This window comes from uncultured Lutibacter sp., assembly GCF_947495725.1.
Taxonomy (GTDB): Bacteria; Bacteroidota; Bacteroidia; order Flavobacteriales; family Flavobacteriaceae; genus Lutibacter.
On the sequence record NZ_CANLZZ010000001.1, the window covers coordinates 843,827 to 869,579 of the forward strand.

A 25,753-nucleotide genomic window follows, 5' to 3' on the forward strand; every position below is an offset into this window, starting at 1 on the left:
AGAGGGTTTTTAAAACCACTCTTTCCTTTAAAAAATTTATAAGCGAAGTTTATGAAAAAAATAAAATTACTTTTAGGATTTGTAATCTTAATGTCCATAACAACAGTTTTTGGTCAACAAGATCCTCAGTATACGCAGTATATGTATAATATGAATATTTTAAATCCGGCATACGCAGGTTCAAAAGGTATTCCAAGTATTGGTTTATTGGGAAGAACACAGTGGGTTGGAGTAGAAGGAGCACCAAAAACGGTAACACTTTCGGCACATGCACCTGTTGGAAATGCAGTAGGTTTAGGTTTGTCCGTTATTCATGACGAAATAGGACCTGTAAAAGAAGACAATGTTTATGCTGATTTTTCATATACCATTTTTACTTCAGAAGAAGGTAGGTTGGCATTTGGTTTAAAAGCCGGGGTTACTTTTATGGATGTACGAGAATTAATAACTGTTGATCCAGATCCATTAAATATTCCTATTCACCAAACCTCACCAAATTTTGGAGCTGGTATTTATTATTATACCAATAAATGGTATTTGGGATTATCAGCACCTAATTTTTTAGAAACAAAGCATCTTGAAAAAGAGGGAGGAATTGTAAGTACAGCTTCTGAAAAAATGCATTATTTCTTAACCTCTGGTTATGTGTTTGATATAGCGGATAATTTAAAGTTAAAACCATCTACAATGATTAAAGCGACAGCTGGAGCACCATTATCTGTTGATTTATCATTAAATTTATTGGTTGATGAAAGGGTGGAATTAGGTTTATCACATCGATTTGATGATTCTATTAGTGGAATGATTGGATTTCAGGTAAATGATGACTTTAGAGTTGGTTATGCCTATGATTATACAACTTCTAAATTTGGAGATTTTAATTCAGGATCTCACGAAATTATGTTGTTATTTGATTTTAATATTAAAAAAATAAAGAGTCCAAGATTCTTTTAATTAAAAAACAGAAATATGAAAAAAATTACACTAATTATACTATTGTTTTGTGCAGGTTTTATAAATGCACAAGATGTTAATTATAAAATAAAAAACATTTCTGAAAACACAAAATTATCCGATTTTGGAGTTACTTACTATGGAGAAAATGAGGCCGTGTTTGCTTCATCCAGAAAAGATAAATCTATTAGAAATAGAAAGTGGTATTTAAATAAGCAGCCATACTTAGAGTTACTTAAGGGGACTTTAGGTCCTGACGGTGAAATTAATGACGTTGAAAGATTTTCGAAAACTATAAATACAAAGTATCATGAATCGAATGCTGCATTTACAAAAGATTTAAAAACAGTTTATTTTTCAAGAGATAATTATATCAATAAAAAAACCTCAAAGGATGAGGAAGGTTGGGTACTAATACAGATATATAAAGCAACTATTGGTGACGATGGAGAATGGACAAATATTAAGCCTATGCCATTTAATAGTGACAATTATCAAACGGGGCACCCTGTTTTAAATAAAAAAGAAAACAAGTTGTATTTTACTTCTGATATGCCTGGTTCATTGGGTTCAACAGATATTTTTGTTGTAGACATTAATTCAGATGGTACGTATGGAAAGCCAGTTAATTTAGGTCCAAATGTAAATACTAGAAGAAGTGAAAGATTTCCATTTATTAGTGATGATAATGTACTATATTTTTCATCAGATGGGTATATAGATGGGTACGGACAATTAGATGTATACGCTACAAAAATAGTTGCTGGAGAAGCAATTGAACCTGCTAAGAATTTGGGAACACCTATTAATAGTAGAAAGGATGATTTTTGTTTTGTATATAAATCAGGTGAAAAATGGGGGCATTTTTCTTCAAACAGAGAATTTGGTAAAGGAGATGATGATATTTATTATTTTGAAGAACTAGCACCAGAAGAACTTGATTGTAATCAATTGGTTGAAGGTGTAGTTAGAGAAAAAGTAACAGGAGCATTATTACCAGGTGCTTTAGTTGTGTTGTATGATAAAGACGGTAAGAAAATTGAAAGCGTAATTGCGGATAAATATGCTTCGTTTAGCTTTAAACTAGATTGTAAAACACCTTATAAAGTAGTTGGAACTAAGGAAAACTACGATAAAGATAGTGAAGAGTTTGAAACATCAGATGTGAGAGATCTTGAGTTAGGTATAGGCTTAACATTAAGTCCAAGTGAATTTATTGTTGTTAGAGGTAAGCTTATGGTAAATATAGATCCAATTTATTTTGATTTAGATAAGTCATTTATTCGTCCAGATGCTGCAATAGAGTTAGGAAAAGTGTTAAGAGTAATGACAAAGTATCCAAAAATAAAGATTGCGCTTGGTTCACATACCGATAGTAGAGCTTCTGATAAATACAATTGGGATTTATCAAACCGAAGAGCAAAATCATCGTTAGAATGGTTAATTGAAAATGGAATTGATTCATCTAGAATAACTGCAGAAGGTTATGGTGAAACAAAATTAGTTAATAAATGTTCAAATGGTGTTAGATGTTCAGAAGAAGAACATCAATTAAACAGAAGAACGGAATTTGTGATTTTGAACCCAGAAGTGGTTAATGAAAATTAAATAACTAATTATCAAGATTAAAAAAAGCAGCTGTTTAATTGAGCTGCTTTTTTTGTATATTCTAGTTTTATTGCGAATCAAAACCTATTTAAAACTTCTCATAAATTTGGAGAAATTTAATTAATAAGGCGTTAAACGAAACTATTTTAAAAATTTCTATTCAATCCTTCTTCCCATTCTTTAATAAAATCGTCTAGTTCTTCAATAAATTCTTGAGGTTTTTGTATTCTATTTATCGTTACATGTAATATAATTGCTTCTTTATTTGGAGGATAACCGGTTGTTATGGTCCAAGCTAATGCATTTGGACAATCTAACAAAGTAAAACGAACACCACCTTTAATTTTAGCATAGCTTATTTGAAACTCTCCCCAAAGTGTTAGCCCATTAAATTCTGTTGAATTCCCTTCTAAAAATAACATAGATTCAGTAAAAAGGTCGAGAGTTTGAGGATTAATTTTTTCTTGAAGAATATTTTCACAAGTGGTTTTTTCGATAACTTTAAAGTATTCCATTTTTATTTTCTTGAAGCAAAACTTTCAATTACAACCGTAGCAATAATAAGAACTCCGCCTATTACTGTTTTTAAACCAGGTATTTCACTTAAAAATAACATTCCAAATAGTATACCATAAATTGGTTGAATACTGCTCATAATGCTTATTGTACCGATAGAAAAGTTTTTCATACTTAATACAAAAAGAGTATGCCCAACTGCCGTAGTTAATAAAGCCAAAGCGCCTAAGCCTAGCCAATCATTTGTCGATGGATTTCCTTCAAAAACAAAAAATACTGGCCATAAAACTATTGTAATTATTATCATTTGATAAAACATTAACATGGAACCATGGTAGCTTGCAGTTTTCTTTTTCATTAATATATTTCTAATTGCGTAGAAAACTGCAGAAATAATTCCGGATAAAATTCCAAGGGTAACATTGTTTCCTAAATCAAATTCGGGGGTTAAAAAATAAATTCCGACAAGCACCAAAATCCCTAGGAATACATGGTTTAAATTAAGTCGTGTTTTAAAAAATAAAGGTTCTAAGAAAACGGTTATAATTGGATAGGTAAACATTGCAAGCATTCCAATGGCAACTCCTGATAATTTAAGTGCATAAAAGTAGGTAATCCAATGTGTCCCCATTAAAAAACCACTTATAATAATGGTTCTTAAATCTCTTTTTGAACCAATTTTTAGGTTAATTTTTTTATACCAAATAAAAATAGCTAAACATAATACTGCGAAAGCGCTTCGCCACCAAATAGTAATTGGTGGAGGCATAGAAATATAACGTCCTAATACTCCCGAAGTACTAATTAACATCATTGCAAAATTTAATTCTGTAAGATGTTTTATATGGCTAGTTTTCAATATTTTGTAATGTATTTAAGGCTTTTATAACCGAGTTAATTTTAATAAATGTTAATAATAATCGTAATCCCGACTTTGTTTCTTTTTCTTTCATTACACAGGTTGTTGGGTTTTTTTGAACATAATTAACTACTTTAACAAATGTTGGGGAATTATAAAAAGAACTTTGTTGATCTGAAATAAAATAACAAAGCATTCTATTTTTCTTTAAAATTAAACGTTCCATACCTAAATGTTTGGCAATCCATTTAATTCTAACACTATTTAACAAATCTACCACCTGAGTTGGTAATTCTCCAAACCGGTCAACTAATTCATTTTCGAAATTTTGTAATTCTTCTTCATTTTTAAGATCGCTTAATTTATTGTATAAACTTAATCTTTCAGAAATTACATTTATATAATCATCTGGAAATAAAATTTCAAAGTCAGTATCAATTTGGATTTCTTTTACATATTCTTTAGGTTTATTAGATTCATCTTTATATAAATCTTTAAACTCATTTTCTTTAAGTTCTTCAATAGTTTCATTTAATATTTTTTGATACGTATCAAAACCAATATCATTAATAAAACCGCTTTGTTCACCACCTAATAAATCTCCTGCACCACGAATTTCTAAATCTTTCATAGCGATATTTATTCCGCTTCCTAGATCTGTATAAAGTGAAATAGCTTCAATTCTTTTTCGTGCATCATCTGTCATCATATGGTATGGAGGTGTAATAAAATAACAGAACGCCTTTTTGTTAGATCTTCCAACTCTTCCTCGCATTTGATGTAAATCTGACAAGCCAAAGTTATTTGCATTATTTATAAAAATAGTATTGGCATTTGGAACATCTAATCCACTTTCAATTATGGTGGTAGATACTAAAACATCAAATTCGTTATTTATAAAAGAAAGCATTAAACTTTCTAACTTTTTACCTTCCATTTGTCCGTGACCAATTCCAATTTTAGCATCTGGTAATAAACGTTGTAATAAACCAGCAACTTCCTTTATATTTTCAATTCTGTTGTGAATAAAAAATACTTGACCTCCACGTTGTATTTCATAGCGAATGGCATCTCTTATGGTTTCTTCAGAAAAGCGAATTACATGGCTTTCTATAGGTACTCGGTTTGGCGGTGGTGTGCTAATAATGGATAAATCACGAGCTGCCATTAATGAAAATTGGAGTGTTCTTGGTATTGGTGTGGCGGTTAATGTTAAGGTATCAACGTTTTCTTTAAGTGTTTTTAGTTTATCTTTTACTGCAACTCCAAATTTTTGTTCCTCATCTACAATTAAAAGTCCAAGATCTTTGTATTTTATTGTAGAGTTGGTTAATTGATGTGTTCCAATTACAATATCAATAGAACCATCTTCAAGTCCTTTTAAAACTCCTTTTCGTTGGCTAGCTGTCCTAAATCGATTTAAATAATCGACAGAAACAGGAAAATCTTTTAAACGTTCACTAAATGTTTTAAAATGTTGAAAAGCTAATATTGTTGTTGGTACCAAAATGGCAACTTGTTTTCCATTGTCAACAGCTTTAAAAGCGGCTCTTATTGCAACTTCAGTTTTACCAAATCCAACATCGCCACATACCAATCTATCCATTGGTTGTTCACTTTCCATATCGTTTTTTACATCTTGTGTAGAACTGGATTGATCTGGAGTATCTTCATATAAAAAGCTTGCTTCGAGCTCATGTTGCAAATAACTGTCGGGTTGGTACTGAAAACCTTTTTTCATTTTTCGCTTTGCATACAATTCAATTAAATTAAATGCAATATGACGAATTCGAGTTTTTGTTTTTTGCGTTAGTTTTTTCCAAGCTCCAGATCCTAATTTATGAAGTTTAGGAGCTTTACCATCTTTACCGTTGTATTTTGAAATTTTATGAAGTGAGTGAATACTTATATATAAAATATCTCGTTCTCCATACATAAGTTTAATGGCTTCTTGTTTTTTTCCTTCAACATCAATTTTTTGAAGTCCACCAAATTTTCCAATACCGTGATCTATATGAGTAACAAAATCTCCAATTTCAAGGTTTGTAAGTTCCTTTAATGAAATTGATTGCTTTTTGGCATATCCATTTTTTAATCGGAATTTATGATAACGTTCAAAAATTTGATGATCGGTATAGCAAACAAATTGATTTTCAATATCAATAAAACCTTGATATAATGGAAAAACTATAGTTTTATATTCAATTTTTTCATCAACATCTTCAAAAATATCATGAAAGCGATCAGCTTGTTTTTGAGAATCGCAAAACAAGTAATTTGTAAATCCGTTTGCTGAGTTTTTTTGGAAATCTTCAATAAGTAAATCGAATTGCTTATTAAAAGAAGGTTGTGGTTTTGTATTAAAAATTAGAACATCCTTTGTTTCGTTTTGTAAAACTTTTTTTTGAGTTTTTACATCTAAATTGGTGTTCTGTGCATTTAATATTTCGGCAAATGTAAAATCTTTTAGTTGGTTTTTAATAAGTTCTCCATTGCAAAAAAGCTCTTTGGGTTCTGCATGGTTTATAGCGGATGATAATTTTTTAAACTCTTCTTCTGCTTTAATAAATAACTTATCTAATCTTTTGGTAAATAAGTCTGTGTTTTTAGCAAAAATTACAGTTTTAGAAGAAATGTATTTTAAAAAACTCTCACGTTTTTCATCCAATGTTTTGTTTTCAACATTGGGCATAATGCTAATTTTTGTTAGTTTTTCTGTTGATAACTGCGTTTCAACATCAAAAGTTCTAATGCTATCAACATCATCACCAAAAAATTCTATTCGATAAGGTTCATCATGCGAAAATGAAAAAACATCAATAATTCCACCTCTTACTGAAAATTCACCGGGTTCGGAAACAAAGTCAACTCTGTTAAAATTGTATTCAAATAGAATTTCATTAACAAAATCTAAGGTAAGGTTATCATTTACACTAATTTTTAATGTATTTCTATTAAGTTCGGCTTTAGTTACAACTTGTTCAAAAAGAGCGTCCGGATAGGTTACAATAATTGCGGGTTTTTTTCTAGAATTTAGTCTATTTAAAACTTCCGATCTTAGTAAAACATTTGCGTTGTCTACTTCTTCAATTTGATAAGGTCTTCTGTATGATCCTGGATAAAACAGTACATCTTTGTCGTTTAATAATTGTTCTAAATCGTTTAAATAATAAGCAGCTTCCTCCTTGTCTGTAAATATTAAAAGGAATTGTTTGTTTACTTCTTTAAAACATTCGGAAATAACAAAAGACAATGACGATCCCACCAAATTCGCAATTTGAATTTGGTTATTATCTTTCGAAAGTAATGGAACTAATTGCTTTTTCTCAACAATTTGTTCGTATGATTTAATAATGTTTTGCTTACTCAAAAAATGCAAATTTTGCCAAAGATACCATTTTATGTAAAAATCAAAAAAAATCCGTAAATTTATAAGAGAACCAGTAAAAAGTATTTATTATGTCAATTTCAGATTTATACCCAACAGGATTACACGAACAGAATATTGGGCATTTTGCGGCAATAGTAAAATTAGCATTACGAGATAATAAGATTGATAAAAAGGAGCGCATATTATTAGATCGTTTAACTAGAAGATTAGATATTTCTAAAAAAGAATTTGAATCTATACTCAAAGATCCAGACAAGTATCCGGTAAATTCACCAGTTAGTTATAGTGATAGGCTTGAAAGGTTGTATGATTTAACCAAAATGCTATTTTTAGATAGAAATCCAACCATTGACAAAACTTCCTTAATGGATAGAATTGCAATAGGACTTGGTTTTCCAGCTGAAAATGCTAGATTAGTTGTAAAAGAGGCAATTAAATTTTTTATGAAAGAGCCCGAATTAGAAGATTTTAAAGCTGCAATTAAAAAAGTTAACTTAATAAAACATTAAATTTATTTTAATAATTGCTAATATTTTATTGGTTTATTTATATTTGCGATTATAAAAATAAAATAATGGGAGTTTCAGATTTTAATTTAAGTGGAGAGCAAAGTAAGAATATTGCTCATTTTGCTAGCATTGTTCAATTAGCTTTGGCTGACGATGTTATTACTGAAGGTGAAGAAAAATTATTAAAAAGAGTTGCGAATAGATTTCATATTTTAGACGATAAATATAAAAAAATTCTTGAATCTCCTGAAAATTATTCAATTAAAGGATTGCATAGTTATGATGAGCGAATAGAGCATTTATATGATTTGGCTAAAATGATTTATGCAGATGATGAAGTAACCCATAAAGAAATGGGAGTTTTAAGAAAAATATGTATTGGTTTAGGTTTTCCAATCGATAATGTTGAAAAATTATCCGATGAAGCAATTCATTTGGTTTTGAATAACACTGATTTAGAAGATTTTACCAAAGCAATAAAACAAGTAAATAGATTTTAATATAATTTTTATTCAACGTAATAAATTACCCCAGTAAGTATAATTTATTTACTTTTTTTACGTTGTTATCACTAAGAATTAACAAGCCCCTTTAACTATGAAATTAGGATTGTTTAAAAAAGTAACGCTGCTTTTGCTGTTTAATATGTTGTTGATGAGTGCTTTAAGTGCTCAGGATGCAAACAGTAAATGGGTAGTAGGTGTAGGTGTAAATGCAGTAGATTATTTTCCATTTATGACTCCCAAAAATTTCAAAGAAAACTTCCCTAAACTTGATGTTTCTCAAGGAAATCCTGATGGATTCTTTAACGAAATTTCAAATGCAGAAGATCATTGGAATGTTGGAGGTCCTAGTATTAATGTTACTCGTTATTGGAAAAATAGAATTTCTCTTGATGTTCAATTTTCTATGAATAAAATTAAAAAGTTAGGAGATAATGTTGTAGAAGAAACAGATTATTTGGGTTTTGATGGAAATGTACAATATTGTTTTGTAAATCCTGAAAACTATTTTATTCCTTATGTTTATGCAGGAGGAGGATACACTTTTGCAGATAAGAGTGGTGGAACAGTAAATGCTGGTGTTGGAGGTAAATACTGGTTTAATGATGCAATAGGATTTTGTGCTCAAGGAGGCGTTAAATATAACTCTCCCGATTTTTCACTTATACCACATGTTTTTTATACTTTTAGTGTAGTAATGAAACTTGATCCTCATAGAAGGTTTATGTGGAATGCAAGGAAAAGATTTAATTGGAGAAACGGGAAGTAACAAAGCTTTTTTACAAACCATTTTATTAGTAACTTGCATTATAATTTATGTAAATGCAAGAGCACAAACCTTTCAAGTTATTTAATGCTTCAGCAGGAAGTGGAAAAACATTCACTTTAGTAAAAGAGTACTTAAAATTAATTTTGTTAAGTAAAAATCCTTATAAATTTCAACAAATTTTAGCCATTACCTTTACCAATAAGGCAGCTGGAGAAATGAAGGAGCGGGTAATTGAAAATTTAAAAAAGTTTTCAAATTCCGAAACTAATAGCATGTTATTAGCAATTTGCAATGAAACAAACTTAGCTAAAGAGGAAATTTTTCGAAATTCTGAAGAAGTTTTAAGTGCTATTTTACAAAATTATTCTGGATTTAATATTACAACAATAGATAGTTTTACCCATAAAATTATTAGAACATTTGCTTACGATTTAAAACTTCCAATGAATTTTGATGTTGAAATGGACGCTCAAAGTTTATTGAACGAAGCCGTTGATGTTGTAATTTCAAAAATTGGAGACGATAAAGATCTTACAAAGTTGCTTGTTAACTATGCCATTCAAAAGTTAGACGATGATAAATCCTGGGATATTTCACTCGAACTCAAAGAATTTGCATCAATTATATTGAATGAAAATGACATTACTTATTTAAAATCTTTAGGTAAAATTTCTATTGATGAATTTGATACATTAAAAAAGCAACTTCAAAAAGAAAATAAAAATATAATAGAACAATATAAAATTATTGGCGAAAAAGGTCTTTCTCTTATTAATGCAATTGGAGTTGATTTTAAAGATTTTTATTATTCCTTAATTCCCAAGCATTTTCAAAATTTGGCATCAGATTATAAAAAAGCTAAGTTTTTTGATCAAAGTAAATTAAAACTCCGATTAGAGGAAGAGGTATATTATTCAAAATCAAAATCCGACACTATTAAATCCTCTATCAATAGCATTATTAAAGAGTTAATTGATTTATATGAATTGTCCGAACAGTTTTTTCAGCAAAAAACACGTAATGATTTATTGTTAGAAAGTTTAATTCCACTAGCAGTTTTAAATTACATAAATAAAGCACTTCAAGAATTAAAAAGCGATAATAATATTTTGTTAAATGCAGAGTTTAACCAATTAATTAGCGATAGTATTAAAGACGAGCCGGCTCCATTTATTTATGAACGACTTGGTGAAAAATTTAGGTATTATTTTCTTGATGAAATGCAAGATACTTCACAATTACAGTGGAAAAATTTAATTCCATTAATTGAAAATTCAATTACATCAGAAAATGAACTAGGCCAAACTGGGCAATTGTTGTTGGTAGGTGATGCCAAACAATCCATATACCGTTGGAGAGGAGGAGATCCAGAGCAATTTATTGCACTTTCTTTAAATGAAAAAAGTAAACGTAGCAACCCTTTTTATATTGCTAAGGAGTTGTCTAATTTAGATACTAATTACAGAAGTTTTTCCGAAGTAATTGAATTTAATAATTCATTTTTTAAATACATTTCTCAATTTTTAAACAATAAAGAACATAGTAATTTATATTTTGAAGGGAATTCTCAAAAAATAAATGAAAACCTTGGAGGATTTGTACAATTATCATTTGTTGAAAAAGAAAAAGATGATGAAGAAAAAGAGCTGGTTTACCCAAAGAAAGTTTTAGAAACAATACAAAACTTAGATAGTGCTTTTGAAAAAAACGAAATTTGTGTTTTGGTTAGAACAAAAAAGCAAGGAGTTGCTATTGCCAATTATTTATCGGAGAATGAGATTGATATAATTTCGTCCGAAACATTATTAATTAAAAACAATAATAAAGTTGATTTTGTAATTAATCTATTAAGTTTTTTAACCAATCCTTTAAACAAAGAACTAAAAGTTAAACTTCTATATTTTTTATACGATCTTTTAAACTTAACCATTGAAAAACATACTTTTTTAGCAAGTTTAGTAAACTTATCAGTCTCAGATTTTTTTACAGAGTTAAAGAATTACAATCTCCATTTTAATTACAACGAATTTATTAGAACTCCTTTTTATGAAAGCTTTGAATACATTATTAGAAGTTTTAATTTGGCAATAAAATCAGATTCGGAAATACAATTCTTTTTAGATTTTGTTTTTGAATTTCAACAAAAAAAACAAGCTACAATTACAAACTTTTTAGAAATTTGGGAATCAAAAAAAGACAAACTAAGCATAGTTGCACCCGAAGCAAAAAATGCGGTGCGAATAATGACTATACATAAAGCAAAAGGCTTAGAATTTCCTGTTGTAATATTTCCTTTCGACATTGAAATTTACCAGCAAATAAAGCCGAAAATTTGGTATAATTACCAATCGACTGGTACCATTGAATCTGTACTTGTTAATTATAGTTCTAAATTAAATTATATAGGACAAGAAGGAGAACAATTGCATAGCAAACGCAGACAAGAGCTTGAATTAGATAATTTTAACATTTTATATGTTGCATTAACAAGAGCTGTAGAACAGCTTTATATTATTTCAGAAAAAAAAGAAGCATCAAAAAATGATGATGGATTTAAAAGAGTTTCGGAACTGTTTATAAATTATTTAAAAAAAGGTGGATATTGGAATCCAGAGCAGGTTGATTATTGTTTTGGAAAAAAAGAACGTTTAGTAATTCCAAATGAAAAAGAAAGTTTAACCACTACTCAAAAAATGTTCATTTCTAATTCTTGGAAAAATCATAACATTACTATTGTTGCAAACTCTTCTTTATTGTGGGAAACAGAACAAGGGAAGGCAATTGATTATGGAAATTTGATTCATGAAATTCTAGCGCAAGTAAAGACTGAAAATGATATTCAATTTATTTTAAAGCAATATTTGTACAAAGGAGTTATTAGTGTTGTTGAATTCGAAAAATTGAACCTAATTATTTGTAAAATTGTAAATCATGAATTATTGCAACAGTATTTTAATCAAAATAATGAAATATTTACAGAACAAGAGATAGTAACCAAAACCAAAAACATTATTATTCCGGATAGGTTGGTAATAAATAATAAAGAAGTTTCAATACTAGATTATAAAACGGGAGTGCCAAATAAAAAATATCACGATCAAATAAATAATTATGCAAATGTTTTACAAGAATTGGGATATACGGTCGATAAAAAAATATTAGTATATATAAATGATAAAATTGCTATCGAGGAAGTTTAAAAAGTTATAACTTTAATTCACTTAAAAATTAAAAGTATGTATGGTTCAATAAAACAAAATTTACAACAAGAGCTTTTAAATATTAAAAATGCTGGTTTGTATAAAACCGAGCGAATTATAACTTCATCTCAAAGTGCCGTTATAAAAATAAGCTCAGGTGAAGAGGTAATTAATTTTTGTGCAAATAACTATTTGGGACTTTCAAATAATTTAGATGTAATACAAGCCGCAAAGGATACAATGGATACTCATGGGTATGGAATGTCTTCAGTACGTTTTATTTGTGGAACACAAGATATCCATAAACAATTAGAAGCGAAAATTGCTGAGTTTTTCCAAACTGAAGATACCATTTTATATGCTGCCGCATTTGATGCAAATGGAGGTGTATTCGAACCTTTATTTTCTGCTGAAGATGCAATTATTTCAGATTCATTAAATCATGCATCTATTATAGATGGAGTTCGTTTATGCAAAGCTGCTCGTTATCGTTATGAAAATAACAATATGGAAGATTTGGAAAAACAACTAATTGAGGCAAAAGAAAAAAAACATCGTTTTAAAATTATTGTTACGGACGGAGTTTTTTCAATGGATGGTGTTGTAGCTAGTTTAGATAAAATTTGTGATTTAGCAGATAAATACGACGCACTAGTTATGGTTGATGAATGTCATGCTGCAGGATTTATAGGAGATACGGGCCGTGGAACTATAGAGCTAAAAAATGTTATGGGAAGAGTTGATATTATTACTGGGACTTTAGGAAAGGCTTTAGGAGGAGCAATGGGTGGATATACTACTGGTAAAAAAGAAATTATAGAAATACTAAGGCAGCGTTCGCGACCTTATTTATTTTCAAATTCATTAGCTCCAGCAATTGTAGGCGCTTCATTAAAAGTTTTTGAAATAATTTCAAATGATTCTTCATTAAGAGATAAATTAGAATGGAACACTAATTATTTCAAAAAAGGAATGATTGCCGCAGGTTTTGACATTGTACCAGGAGACTCGGCAATAGTGCCAGTAATGTTATATGATGCTAAATTATCTCAAACTATGGCAACTATGCTATTGGATGAAGGAATTTATGTAATAGGTTTCTTTTTTCCAGTTGTGCCAAAAGGAAAAGCAAGAATAAGAGTTCAATTGTCGGCAGCACACGATAAAACACATTTAGATAAAGCATTACAAGCCTTTAAAAATGTGGGTAAAAAATTGAAAATTATTTAGATTTGTTATAATATTGTCTTCTATTTCAGAATATTTTGTAAATTTGCTACATTAGTTATGTAAAGATAGCTTATTTTACTTTAAAAATAAAAAGAACATTTAATTTAATTTATTGAAAATGAAACATTTAAAAATTGCCATTTTGGCTTTGTTATTAATTGCATCCTATAGCAACGCAAGCGCTCAAGACAAAGAAAATCCGTGGATGTTAACGTTTGGAACGAACGCCATTGATATTAGTACACCTTCAGATGGTACTTCTGGGTATTTTGGATCTTATGATTCTAAAGGAAATGATGTAAATATGATTCCATGGTTAAGTAGAATTAGTTTAGGAAGATATATTGGAAAAGGATTTAGCTTAGAGTTAGCTGGTGCTGCAAATAAAGTTGACAGACCTTGGGGAGCTGGAACTGACGTTACATTTTTCGGTTTAGATTTAAATGTAAAATATGATTTAAATAATATTGTTGGTCAAACTGGATGGTTTGATCCTTTTATTTATGTTGGTGGAGGTGAAAACTGGGTTGGTTCTAAAAATGGTTTAGGATTAAATTATGGTGCAGGATTTAACGCTTGGATTAGCGATAATGTTGGAATCAATTTTACTTCTGGATATAAAGACGTAAGAACTCCTGTAGATTTTCAAATGTATCAACATTCTCTTGGTTTAACTTGGAAAATAGGTAATAAAGACAGAGATGGTGACGGTGTAAACAACAAAGAAGATAAATGTCCAGATGTGGCTGGTTTAGCTGAGTTAAACGGATGTCCTGATACAGATTCTGATAAAGACGGTGTAATGGATTGTTGTGATAAATGTCCAGATGTTGCTGGTTTAGCTGCTTTTGCAGGATGCCCTGACACTGATGGAGATGGAATCGAAGATTCAAAAGACAAATGTCCTGAAGTTGCTGGTTCAAAATTAACTCACGGATGTCCTGATAAAGATAAAGATGGAACAGCTGATAAAGATGATGCTTGTCCAGATGTATTTGGTCCTAAAACAAACGCTGGTTGTCCTTTCAAAGATACTGATGAAGATGGTGTTATTGATTTAATTGACAGATGTGTTGAAGTTCCTGGTCCTGCTAAAAATGAAGGTTGTCCTGAAGTTTTTGCTGATCAATTATCATTAGATGCTGCTATTAGAGGTGTAAACTTTGATACTGCAAAATGGAATATCAGACCTGATGCTGCAGCAATTTTAGATAAAGTAGCTGCTATATTAAGTCAAAACCAAAACTTACAGTTTAGATTCTCTGTTGATGGTCATACTGATAATACTGGAAATGCTGATAGTAACATGACTTTATCTAATAATAGAGCTAATGCAGTAAAAGATTACCTTGTAGGTAAAGGAATTTCTGCTAACAGATTAAGAGCTCAAGGATATGGAGAAACTGCTCCTATCGACTCTAATTCAACAAAAGAAGGTAGAGCTAATAATAGAAGAGTTGAAATAAATGAAATGAAATAATTTCATTTGTTTAAACAATATAAAGAAAAGCCACTTTTTAATTAAAGTGGCTTTTTTATATTTAAAACTATTCATAAAAATTTTAGAAAAAGAGAATACTATTTAAAAAGCCTTTTTTAATTTTATAACTTTAAATTAACCTATGAACTCTTTCATTTCAAAAGTTGTAAAAGACATTCTCGAAAAAAGTACAGATATTAGTAAATTGATTTTTGTACTTCCAAGTCAAAGATCATGTGTTTTTTTTAAAAAAGAACTTATTGATTGTACATCATCAAATTTTTTCTTGCCAAAAATTGTTAGCATTGAAAATTATATTCAAGAATTAGCTGATATTAAATTAATTGACAATATTCAATTACTTTTTGAATTTTATTCAGTTTATAAAGAAATCATCCCAAAAGATGAACAAGAATCTTTCGAAAGTTTTTCTCAATGGGCAACAATGGCTCTTAAAGATTTTAACGAAATTGATAGTTATTTAGTTAATAGCAAAGATTTCTTTTCAAATTTAAGTGATATAAAAAAGATTGATGTTTGGTTTCAGGATAAATCTCCAAGTAAGTTAGCGGTAAATTACCTCAAATTTTTCGAATATTTGGGGAATTTATACAAGGCTCTTTATGAAAAATTAAAATCAAATAATTTTGGGTATCAAGGTTTAATATATAAAGAAGCCACCGAAAATTTGGAGTTTTATATTGAAAACAATAAGAATAAACAAGTTGTATTTATTGGTTTTAATGCTTTAAATAAGGCAGAAGAATATATTTTTCAAGAATTTTTAAATTCAAATATAGCAACAGTTTATTGGGATGCCAACATTGAATATTTTAATAAGAATAATGAAGCGGGTGTTTTCCTAAGGAAATACAAAAAAGATTGGGTTTATTATAAATCTAATACTTTTTTATGGATTGATTCTGATTTGAATGAGACCAAACAGATAGAGCTTATTGGAGCACCAAAAAATATATCTCAAATTAAATATGCTGGTGAGTTATTAGAAAGTATTGAAAGTTATGAAAAAACCGCGTTAATACTTGCAGATGAAAACTTATTAACTTTAACTTTAAATTCACTGCCAAACAGTGTTAAGAATATAAATATTACAATGGGTTATCCTTTAAAGGATATGCCTTTATCTAGCTTGTTCGATAAGGTATTTAAGGCGCTTATAAATCAGCAAAAGTTTAATAAGGTATTACTTAGGGAATTTTATTATATAGACGTTTTAAACCTCTTAAACGACCCATTTTTAAATAAATTACAAGGGGATATATGTCAAAAAATTGCTGCAAGTTTAAAAAAGGAAAATAAATTATTTATTTCAGCAAAGGATATAAAGAGTTTTATTTTAGAAGAAGAATTAAATAAAATAGACTTCTTTATTTCTATGTTAAACCCATTAAATTCGTTAGATGAAATAATTCAACAATGTGTTCAATTAATTGATTATTTAAAAGAAGTAGTAGATGGTGTTGACAAAGAGTATTTGTTTAGATTTTACAAAATATTTCAACAAATAAGGTCCTTAAATAATTCGTATAACCATATATCAGATTTAAAAACGCTTTACTCATTTTATAGTCAAATTTTATTAAATGAAAAACTTTCCTTTCAAGGTGAACCATTAAAAGGTTTACAATTAATGGGAATGCTTGAGACTAGGGTATTGGATTTTGAAACAATAATTGTTACCTCAGTAAACGAGGGTATATTACCAGGAAGTAAAAATGAGGCTTCGTTTATTCCATTTGATGTTAAAAAATATTTTGGTTTACCAACATATCAAGAAAAAGACGCTATTTTTTCATATCATTTTCAACGATTATTACAACGAGCAAAAAAGGTTTATTTATTATATAATACGGAAACGGATGGATATGGAGCTGGAGAAAAAAGTCGTTTTTTAACTCAGTTAGAAATTAAAAACCCATCTATAAAAAGTACAATAATAAGTCCTCAACTTGAAAAAACAACTAATAGCTTAATTGAAATTAATAAAACAAATGATGTACTTGAAAAACTAAAAGAAGTTTTTACAAAAGGAATATCTCCTTCAGCTTTAGCTACCTATATTTATAATCCTATTAAATTTTACGAGCAAAAAATATTAGGAATATATGATGTTGATGAGGTTGAAGAAACCATTGCAGCCAATACAATGGGTACAGTAATACACGATGTTTTAGAAAATTTGTATAAACCTTTTGAAGGTAAATATTTAACAAAGGATTCTTTTATTGAAATGCAACAAAGATCAAATAAATTGTTGCTTAAATATTTTGAAAAGCATTATTTAAAAGGCAATATAGAATCTGGTAAAAATAAATTAATTTTCGAAGTTTGTAAAAATCATATCAATAGGTTTTTAAATCAAGAATTAAACTTGATAAAAAATAATAAAGAATTGAAAGTTATAGCGCTTGAACAATTTTTAAATGTAAACATTAACATTGAGGGAATTGATTTTCCTATAAAAATTAGAGGTATTGTTGATAGAATTGATGAATTAGATGGAGTTACAAGAATTATTGATTATAAAACTGGAAAAGTTATATCTAGTGAGTTAAAATTATCCGATTTTAGCCTTATCAGTCAAAATTATAAGTATACAAAGGCAATGCAAGTTATGCTTTACTCTTATATGTACTTAGAAAATAATAAAAAACCATTAATTAAGTTTGAAAGTGGAGTGATATCATTCAAAAATTTAAATTCGGGCTTTTTAAAAATGAATTTTTCAGAAAAAAGAGGAGGTGTTGATACTCAAGTTTCCGAAGAAAGAATTAGTGATTTTATGCAAGAAATTAAAATTTTAATAAAAGAAATATTAAACCCAGAAGTTCCATTTATTCAAAACGAAAATTTACCATTTTAAAAAAATGAAAAAACTATTAAATATACCAGTAAAAAGTAAAATACATAGTAAACCAATTGTTACAGACGTGTTTTTTAATAAAAATAACCTTAAAAAACCCATAGTAATATTTTGCCATGGTTATAAAGGTTATAAAGATTGGGGAGCTTGGAATTTAATGGTGAATGAATTTTTGAAAAATGAAAGTTTTTTTGTGAAGTTTAACTTTTCACATAACGGAGGAACACTCGAAAACCCGATTGATTTTCCCGATTTGAAAGCATTTGGAGAAAATAATTTTATTCTAGAATTAGAAGATTTGGAAACAATAATAAATTGGGTTATTTCTAATTCAGAATTTATCAACGAAATTGATCCAGAAAATATAACCTTAATTGGTCATTCGCGAGGTGGAGGAATTGTAACCTTAAAAGCTTCAGAAAACAAAAAAGTTAAAAAAGTAGTTTCATGGAGTGGTGTTTCCGATTTTGGAGTTCGTTTTCCAGTTGGTGAACCCTTAAAAATGTGGCAAAAGGCAGGCGTTTCTTATATTGAGAATGCTAGAACCAAACAACAGATGCCACATTATTTTCAATTTTATACAAATTTTAAGGAAAATGAAGATCGCTTAACAATTAAAAATGCTGCGGAGAATTTAAAAATTCCTCATTTAATAGTTCATGGGGAAAATGATGAAGTAGTAAAACTAGTTGAAGCGAAAAATTTACATAAATGGAATTCAAAAAGTGAGTTAATTATTATAGAAAACATGAATCATCCTTTGGGGTGCACTCAACCTTGGAGTGAACCAGAAATGCCTATTCATTTGGCTGAAGTTGTGGATCGTACAATTCAATTTATACTAAAAAAGTAATGATAATTGAAAAAGCTGTTTTATCAGATGTTGAGGAACTTTTCTCTTTAACCAAAAGTTGTGCGAAACATTTGGAAGGTAAAGGGATTTTTCAGTGGAATAACAATTACCCGTCAAAAAAGGTTTTGCAACAAGATATAGAGTTAAATCAGCTTTGGAAATTAGTTGTAAATAAAGTTAATATAGGAATAATAGTACTCACTCAAATTGAAGATGTCGAATATAAAAAAGTTAAATGGCTTTCTAATAATGGAATACACTTATATATCCACAGGTTAGCTGTTTTACCTTCGTTTCAAGGAAAAGGGTATGCTCAAAAACTAATGGACTTTGCTGAAAATTATGCAGCAAAAAAAAACTTTACATCAATAAGGTTAGATACCTTTAGTAAAAATGAAAGAAATAATCGATTTTATAAGAAAAGAAATTATGTGCAATTAGAAAGTATATATTTTCCTAATCAAAGTGAATTTCCATTTTATTGTTTTGAAAAAGTTTTAAATGTATAAATCATCCAACATTACTTTTAAAGGAATTAATAAACTTGCAATACCAGCTATAATATCAGGAATTGCAGAGCCATTATTGTCTATAACGGATACTGCAATTGTTGGTAATATACAAATAAATCCAACAGAAGCTTTGGCCGCGGTTGGTATAGCAGGGTCTTTTATATCGGCGTTAGTTTGGATTTTGGCGCAAACACGGTCGGCTATTTCAGCAATTATTGGAAAATATTTAGGAGCTCGCAAACTTCACGAAATTGATTCCTTACCAGCCCAAATAATTGCAATTAATTTAGCGTTGAGTATTGTAATATATGTTGTTACCTTATTTTTTGTTAATCAAATTTTTAAGCTTTACAATGCCGAAGGATTGATTTTAAATTACGCGGTCTCATATTACAAAATAAGGGCAATAGGTTTTCCTTTAACTTTATTTGTGTTTTCGGCTTTTGGTGTATTTAGAGGGTTGCAAAACACCTATTGGCCAATGGTTATTAGTATTACAGGTGCATTTTTAAATGTTGCGCTAGATTTTGTTTTGGTTTATGGAATTGAAGGATTTATAAATCCAATGAATGTTGAAGGGGCCGCTTGGGCAAGTGTTATTTCACAAGCTGTTATGGCCTTATTGGCAATAATTCTTTTATATAAAAAAACACCTTTCAGTTATAAGTTAAGATTTCCGTTTAATAAGGAAATTAAAAATTTGCTTTCAATTAGTTTTAATTTAATTATTAGAGCATTATCTTTAAATATTGCATTGTATTTGGCCAATTCATTTGCTACTAAATACGGTAATAATTACATTGCAGCACAAACCATAGCTTTCCAAATATGGTTGTTTTTTGCTTTTTTTATTGATGGTTATGCAAGTGTTGGAAATATTGTCTCTGGAAAATTACTTGGAGAAAAAAACTATGAAATGCTTTGGAAACTAAGTATTAAACTTAGTAGGTACTCAATAATTATTGCATTAATATTAGCCGTTTTTTGTAGCTTGTTCTATGATGAAATAGGTCAATTATTTTCAAAAGATAAATTGGTATTAGAATCTTTTTATGGTATTTTTTGGATTGTAATAATTATGCAGCCAATTAACGCAGTTGCCTTTGTTTTTGATGGAATTTTTAAAGGACTAGCAGAAGCTGTTACATTAAGAAATCTATTAATTGTAACTACTTTTTTAGGTTTTATTCCAACATTGTTAATTGGTGATTATTTCAATTTAAAATTATATGCCATTTGGATTGCTTTTACAGTTTGGATGTTATTGCGATCTGGAATTTTGGTTGTTAAATTTAGAAATAAGTATTTACATAAAAACATGTAACTTTGACCATTATGAGTAACGGAAGTTTATATACACATATTCAAAATAGCGTAGCTACTATTGAATTTTATCATCCAGCAAGTAATTCTATGCCAAAAGAATTATTAGATAGGTTGGCAAAGGCTTTTAATGAATTGAGTGATAATGCCAAGGTATCAGTTATTATTCTTAAAAGTGAAAAAGAGAAAGCATTTTGTGCGGGAGCTTCATTTGATGAACTATTAGCAATTGATAATCTTAATAAAGGAAAAGAGTTTTTTCTTGGTTTTGCAAATGTGCTAAATGCAATGCGAAGCTGTTCAAAACTAATTATTGGACGTATTCAAGGAAAAACTGTTGGAGGTGGAGTTGGGTTAGCGGCGGCTTGTGACTATTGCTTTGCAACAGTTGCCGCGTCTATAAAATTATCAGAATTTACAATTGGCATTGGCCCATTTGTAATAGCACCCGCAGTAGAGCGAAAAATGGGTATTGCAGCTTTGAGTGAATTAACTTTGGATGCCACAAGTTGGCAAAATGCTTATTGGGCAAAGGAAAAAGGACTATATGCTAAAGTATTAGAAACTATAAAAGAATTAGATTTTGAGGTTGATGTGTTGGCTAATAAACTATCTAAATACAATCCTGAGGCATTAGTAGAGATGAAAAAAGCTTTATGGACTGGAACTGATAATTGGGTGGAGTTACTTGAAAAACGTGCTGAAATAAGCGGAAATTTAGTATTGTCTACATCAGCAAAAAATGCATTAAACAAGTTTAAAAAATAGTTTATGTTAGCTAGTTTTATTAATCCTTTACAGGAATTAAATATTGAAGAGAAAATTCAAAATGCCCCAGATAAGGGTTACGAAATAGGAGTGGTAATTGGTACATATTTGCCTTTTGTTGTGTTGGTAGGAGTCGCATATTTTGTGTATTACAAAGCAAAAAACAGAAAAGATTTAGAGGACTAAAGAATTTAATCATGAGTAATATTAGAATAACAAAGCAATTTGATTTTGAAACAGGACATGCTTTGTATGGTTACGATGGAAAATGTAAAAATGTTCACGGACATAGTTATAAACTATCTGTAACAGTAATTGGAATTCCAATTAATGATGTTTCAAATGTTAAATATGGGATGGTTATAGATTTTGGGGATTTAAAAAAAATAGTACTATCTGAAATTGTAGACAAATTTGACCATGCAACAGTTTTTAATAAAAATACTCCACATGTTGAATTAGCTGAAGAATTAGAAAAGCGCGGACACAATGTTATATTGGTTAATTACCAACCTACAAGTGAAATGATGTTAATTGATTTTGCCGAAAAAATTAAAAGCAGATTACCCGTAACCATTAAATTACATTCTTTAAAGTTACAAGAAACGGGAACTTCTCATGCAGAGTGGTATGCGAGTGATAATGCGTAGTTATTTTCCATTGTAAGCGTTCATAGTATTGTTTAAACCGGCAGTACCAAAGGATTTTATAATTTCAGCAGATTTTTCTAAACGTTCGGGTAATAGTTTAAATTCATCTTCGTTCCATTTACCTAAAACATAATCTACTTGTCGTCCTTTAGAGAACTCGTCTCCAACGCCAAATCTAAAACGAGCGTATTTTTGAGTTTGTAGCACGGCGTTTATGTCTTTTAAACCATTGTGACCGCCATCGCTTCCTTTTGCTTTTACTCTAATAACTCCAAAATTTAAGTTTAAATCATCACAAATAATCAATACATTTTCTAGAGGTATATTTTCTTTAGTCATCCAATACTTTACTGATTTTCCGCTTAAATTCATAAAGGTTGAAGGTTTTAATAAAATAAAGGTTCTACCTTTAAATCTGAAAGAAGCAACACTTCCTAATTTACTACTTTCAAAGTTAATTTCTTCTTTAGAGGCAATTTTATCTAAAATTTTAAAACCAATGTTATGACGCGTATCGTCATATTTTTCACCAATATTTCCTAAACCTACAATTAAATATTTTTTCATAAGATCTTCAATAGTTTCTTTTACTTCTTTTTTAAAAAGACTTTTGATAAAACGAATGATTTGCATTTTACAAATGTACTAAAAAGAAAAAGCGTTGCAATTGCAACGCTTTTCTATATTTTGAAAAATAATTTTTATTCTTCTGTAGCAGACTCTTCAGCTCCTTCTTCAGCTCCTTCTTCACCTTCTTCATCTTCGTCATCCTCAGGCATTACAGCACTACGTGCAGTTCTAACTTGAACTACTACTGTGTTTTCTGGGTGAAGTATAGAGAATTTTTCATCAGCTAATTCAGCAACAACTAATTTCATTCCAATTTTTAATTTAGAAATGTCAGCGTTTATAAAGTCTGGTAAATCAGCAGGTAAAGCTCTTACACTTAGTTTACGCATTGCAAAACGTAAAGAACCACCATTAATAACACCAGGAGAAACTCCAACTAATCTTACAGGAATTTCCATTGTTACTAATTTATCATCAAATAACTGGTAAAAATCTACGTGTAAAATTTTATCCGTTACTGGGTGAAATTGAATATCTTGCAAAATAGCATGATATGTTGTTCCTTCTAATTCAATCATTGCAGTATAAACGTTAGCGGTATACACTAAATTTTTGAACGAAATTTCGTCAGCTGAAAAGTGTAATGGTTTATCCCCTCCGTATAATACGCAAGGTACCTTTCCAGCATTACGTAGGGCTTTAGTTGATGCTTTACCCACGCTTTCTCTTTGAGATCCTTTGATTGTAATTGATTTCATTTATTTATATTTATTAATTATTTACATTAAAAATTGTCCGCTAATTGATTTATTATCTTGCACTTTATGCATAACATCTGCGAACAAAGGCGCGCAAGATACAACTTTTATTTTAGAACTCTCTCTTTTTAAAGGAATTGTATCAGAAACTATTAATTCTGTTAATTTAGAGTTTTCTATTTTTTCATAGGCATTACCAGATAAAATAGGGTGCGTACAAACGGCTCTTACACTTAAAGCTCCTTTTTCCATCATTACATCCGCTGCTTTGGCCAATGTTCCTCCAGTATCAATCATATCATCAACAAGTATCACATTTCTACCTTTAACTTCTCCTATTAATTCCATAGAACTAACAACATTTGCTTGTAACCTTTCTTTGTAGCAAATTACTACATCACTTTCCAAATATCTTGAGTATGCGTATGCTCTTTTAGAACCTCCCATGTCTGGAGAGGCCACGGTTATATTATCTAAACCTAGTTGCTTTATGTAAGGTAAAAATATTGTTGAAGCATATAAATGATCTACAGGTTTTTCGAAAAACCCTTGAATTTGATCTGCATGTAAGTCCATAGTCATTATTCTAGTTGCGCCAGCAGCTTGTAATAAATTTGCTACTAATTTGGCTCCAATTGCAACACGTGGTTGATCTTTACGATCTTGTCTTGCCCATCCAAAATATGGGATTACAGCTGTAATATGACGTGCTGATGCTCTTTTTGCTGCATCTAAAATTAATAACATCTCCATTAAATTATCTGAATCTGGGAATGTAGAGCCAATTATAAATATTCTTCTACCTCTTACAGAATCAACCAATGCGGGTTGAAATTCACCATCGCTAAAAGTTGAGATTTTGACATTTCCAAGCTCAAGACCATATGAATCTGCAATTTTCTGAGCAAGATCCTTGCTTTGCCTACAAGCAAAAATTTTTGGAGTAAGTTGATTGTTTACCATTTGTAGTTATGTTGTTGTTTGTTGGGCGCAAATTTAAAACTAAAAATAGAGTTATTAAACAACTTCGTGATTTTTTTAGGATTTTGATGAAAATTATTTATAAATTTGCAAACCTATTCAAAAGGCCTCGATGGCGGAACTGGTAGACGCGCTGGATTCAAAATCCAGTTCTTTCGGGAGTGTGGGTTCGATTCCCACTCGAGGTACAAATAAAAAACCTTAACACTATGATTAATAGTTGTTAAGGTTTTTTTGTTTTATTTCTTATTAATAAATGTTTGAAAAAATATCAAATGTTAATCTCTTGTAGAACTTCTTTTAATAACATTGGTAGGTAGCACAATAGTTTTGTGTTTAATCTTTTTACCTTTTTTAATTGCTTTAATTTCCTTTAATAATAGCTTTATTGCTTTTTTCCCCATTTCATAACCCGGTTGGTCTACAGAGCTAAGTGAAGGTGAAATTACTGAAGCCATAAACCAATTACTAAATCCAATTATAGATATATCTTCTGGAATTTTCACATTAGCTTCATTGAAATATGTTATAGCTCCAATTGCTACCAGATCGGTGATTGCAAAAATTGCATCAACTTTTTTGTTGGATTGGTGTAATTCTTTTGCGAAATTATAACCTTCTTCAAAAGATACCTTTTCACAAGTGTAAACCAAAGATTTATCAAAATGTAATTTGGAATCTTCAAGAGCTTTTTTATAACCTAAAAAACGATCAATTGAATTTTGAGGGTTTAAAGGACCTCTAAAATGAGCTATATCTTTGCATCCAGTATTAATTAAATGTTCAGTAGCTGCATAAGCGGCGTCTCTATCGTTAATAATTACTTTTGAACAATTAATTAATTTAGAAATTTTATCAAATAATACTAAGGGAGTTCCAGATTCAACTATTTTATGAATTGGAGATAAATCTTTTCTATTATTTGAGAGAGATATTAATATGCCATCAACTCTTTTGTTGAGTAGTAGTTCAATTTGTTTCTCTTCTAATTTGTCCGATTCATTGGATTGTAATGTAATAATTAAATAACCTTTTTTTTCTGCATATTCAATTATTGCATTAACAACATTTGAAAAGAAATAATGTACAATTTCTGGAATAATTAATCCAATAACCTTGGATTCTTTAGTTCTTAAATTAACGGCAAAAGAATTTGGGATATAGTTCAACTTTCTTGCTAAATCAATTACAGCCTTTCTAGTTTTTGGACTAACATCAGGATAGTTTTTTAGAGCTTTTGAAGCTGTCGTAATAGATATACCTAATTCTGAGGCTATACTTTTAAGGGTTACTTGTTCCATATGGATCAAATTTAACACATAATTTTTATAAACTAAAATTTATACCGAAATCGTTTTCGGTAAAATCGAAATCGTTTTCGGTAATAAAATTGAAAATAAAATGGTTAAGCGAGCATATATTTGAATGTGAAATT

At 29.5% G+C, this 25,753-nt stretch carries 22 protein-coding genes and 1 tRNA gene; 16 read left to right on the forward strand and 7 right to left on the reverse strand.

Translation table 11 applies throughout. The features are described 5' to 3' along the window. Positions 1-51 precede the first annotated feature (51 nt). Both Q0776_RS03385 and Q0776_RS03390 read left to right on the forward strand, forming a co-directional pair. Positions 52-954: a type IX secretion system membrane protein PorP/SprF gene (locus Q0776_RS03385; protein WP_298365028.1), complete on the forward strand. Its 903-nt coding sequence runs from the start codon at positions 52-54 to the stop codon at positions 952-954. Positions 955-969: 15 nt separating this feature from the next. After that, positions 970-2,562 carry an OmpA family protein gene (locus tag Q0776_RS03390; RefSeq protein WP_298365031.1) on the forward strand — a complete coding sequence of 531 codons (1,593 nt, stop codon included), beginning with the start codon at positions 970-972 and terminating at the stop codon, positions 2,560-2,562. Between the two features lie 146 nt (positions 2,563-2,708). On the opposite strand, the gene Q0776_RS03395 is transcribed toward Q0776_RS03390, so the two are convergent. From Q0776_RS03395 to mfd, 3 genes are read right to left on the reverse strand one after another with little or no spacing between them, the layout of a single operon-like run. Then, a complete protein-coding gene (locus Q0776_RS03395) occupies positions 2,709-3,077 on the reverse strand; it encodes a hypothetical protein (protein WP_298365032.1) in 369 nt (122 codons plus the stop codon). A 2-nt stretch (positions 3,078-3,079) separates the two neighbouring features. Next, entirely contained in the window at positions 3,080-3,937 is an 858-nt protein-coding gene (locus Q0776_RS03400; protein ID WP_298365033.1) for a DMT family transporter, read from the reverse strand. Next, on the reverse strand, positions 3,927-7,307 hold the full coding sequence (gene mfd / locus Q0776_RS03405; protein ID WP_298365034.1) for a transcription-repair coupling factor: 3,381 nt from the start codon (positions 7,305-7,307) through the stop codon (positions 3,927-3,929). The genes Q0776_RS03400 and mfd overlap by 11 nt, the downstream gene beginning before the upstream one ends. Positions 7,308-7,396: 89 nt before the next feature. Here mfd and Q0776_RS03410 point away from each other — a divergent pair, with 89 nt between their 5' ends. The 13 genes from Q0776_RS03410 to Q0776_RS03470 all read left to right on the forward strand — a co-directional run bounded on the left by Q0776_RS03410 (position 7,397) and on the right by Q0776_RS03470 (position 22,009). Continuing rightward, positions 7,397-7,837, forward strand: coding sequence for a TerB family tellurite resistance protein (locus Q0776_RS03410; protein ID WP_298365035.1), 441 nt, complete (start codon positions 7,397-7,399; stop codon positions 7,835-7,837). Between the two features lie 65 nt (positions 7,838-7,902). Continuing rightward, a complete protein-coding gene (locus Q0776_RS03415) occupies positions 7,903-8,337 on the forward strand; it encodes a TerB family tellurite resistance protein (RefSeq protein WP_298365036.1) in 435 nt (144 codons plus the stop codon). 97 nt (positions 8,338-8,434) lie between these two features. Further along, positions 8,435-9,109, forward strand: a complete 675-nt coding sequence (locus Q0776_RS03420; protein ID WP_298365038.1) for a hypothetical protein — start codon at positions 8,435-8,437, stop codon at positions 9,107-9,109. A gap of 53 nt (positions 9,110-9,162) precedes the next feature. Continuing rightward, a complete protein-coding gene (locus Q0776_RS03425; RefSeq protein ID WP_298365039.1) occupies positions 9,163-12,309 on the forward strand; it encodes a UvrD-helicase domain-containing protein in 3,147 nt (1,048 codons plus the stop codon). Positions 12,310-12,345: 36 nt separating this feature from the next. Next, positions 12,346-13,539 carry a glycine C-acetyltransferase gene (gene kbl, locus Q0776_RS03430; protein WP_298365041.1) on the forward strand — a complete coding sequence of 398 codons (1,194 nt, stop codon included), beginning with the start codon at positions 12,346-12,348 and terminating at the stop codon, positions 13,537-13,539. A 118-nt stretch (positions 13,540-13,657) separates the two neighbouring features. Beyond that, the gene (locus Q0776_RS03435; RefSeq protein ID WP_298365042.1) at positions 13,658-15,019 is read left to right on the forward strand and encodes an OmpA family protein; all 1,362 of its coding nucleotides are present in this window, start codon (positions 13,658-13,660) and stop codon (positions 15,017-15,019) included. Positions 15,020-15,161: 142 nt separating this feature from the next. Continuing rightward, positions 15,162-17,903 carry a PD-(D/E)XK nuclease family protein gene (locus Q0776_RS03440; protein ID WP_298365043.1) on the forward strand — a complete coding sequence of 914 codons (2,742 nt, stop codon included), beginning with the start codon at positions 15,162-15,164 and terminating at the stop codon, positions 17,901-17,903. Positions 17,904-17,907: 4 nt separating this feature from the next. After that, entirely contained in the window at positions 17,908-18,756 is an 849-nt protein-coding gene (locus Q0776_RS03445) for an alpha/beta fold hydrolase (protein WP_298365044.1), read from the forward strand. Continuing rightward, positions 18,756-19,265 (forward strand): GNAT family N-acetyltransferase, encoded by a 510-nt coding sequence (locus Q0776_RS03450; RefSeq protein ID WP_366138706.1) that lies wholly within the window; start codon positions 18,756-18,758, stop codon positions 19,263-19,265. The genes Q0776_RS03445 and Q0776_RS03450 overlap by 1 nt, the downstream gene beginning before the upstream one ends. Next, the gene (locus tag Q0776_RS03455; protein ID WP_298365045.1) at positions 19,258-20,592 is read left to right on the forward strand and encodes an MATE family efflux transporter; all 1,335 of its coding nucleotides are present in this window, start codon (positions 19,258-19,260) and stop codon (positions 20,590-20,592) included. The genes Q0776_RS03450 and Q0776_RS03455 overlap by 8 nt, the downstream gene beginning before the upstream one ends. Before the next feature lie 11 nt (positions 20,593-20,603). Further along, positions 20,604-21,359, forward strand: coding sequence for an enoyl-CoA hydratase/isomerase family protein (locus Q0776_RS03460; RefSeq protein ID WP_298365046.1), 756 nt, complete (start codon positions 20,604-20,606; stop codon positions 21,357-21,359). Positions 21,360-21,362: 3 nt separating this feature from the next. Beyond that, positions 21,363-21,545 (forward strand): hypothetical protein, encoded by a 183-nt coding sequence (locus tag Q0776_RS03465; RefSeq protein ID WP_298365047.1) that lies wholly within the window; start codon positions 21,363-21,365, stop codon positions 21,543-21,545. Between the two features lie 11 nt (positions 21,546-21,556). Beyond that, positions 21,557-22,009 (forward strand): 6-carboxytetrahydropterin synthase, encoded by a 453-nt coding sequence (locus Q0776_RS03470; RefSeq protein ID WP_298365048.1) that lies wholly within the window; start codon positions 21,557-21,559, stop codon positions 22,007-22,009. Here the strand turns inward: Q0776_RS03470 and pth are convergent, their stop codons facing one another. From pth to Q0776_RS03485, 3 genes are all read right to left on the reverse strand, one after another. Then, positions 22,010-22,642, reverse strand: coding sequence for an aminoacyl-tRNA hydrolase (gene pth / locus Q0776_RS03475; protein WP_298365050.1), 633 nt, complete (start codon positions 22,640-22,642; stop codon positions 22,010-22,012). A gap of 68 nt (positions 22,643-22,710) precedes the next feature. Further along, on the reverse strand, positions 22,711-23,337 hold the full coding sequence (locus Q0776_RS03480) for a 50S ribosomal protein L25/general stress protein Ctc (protein WP_298365052.1): 627 nt from the start codon (positions 23,335-23,337) through the stop codon (positions 22,711-22,713). Between the two features lie 21 nt (positions 23,338-23,358). Beyond that, positions 23,359-24,300 (reverse strand): ribose-phosphate pyrophosphokinase, encoded by a 942-nt coding sequence (locus tag Q0776_RS03485; protein WP_298365053.1) that lies wholly within the window; start codon positions 24,298-24,300, stop codon positions 23,359-23,361. 124 nt (positions 24,301-24,424) lie between these two features. On the opposite strand from Q0776_RS03485, the gene Q0776_RS03490 reads away from it, so the two are divergent. Then, positions 24,425-24,506, forward strand: a tRNA-Leu gene (locus Q0776_RS03490). A gap of 90 nt (positions 24,507-24,596) precedes the next feature. Here Q0776_RS03490 and Q0776_RS03495 read toward each other — a convergent pair. After that, complete coding sequence (locus Q0776_RS03495; RefSeq protein WP_298365054.1) at positions 24,597-25,619, reverse strand: LacI family DNA-binding transcriptional regulator; 1,023 nt, start codon at positions 25,617-25,619, stop codon at positions 24,597-24,599. Positions 25,620-25,753 lie beyond the last annotated feature (134 nt).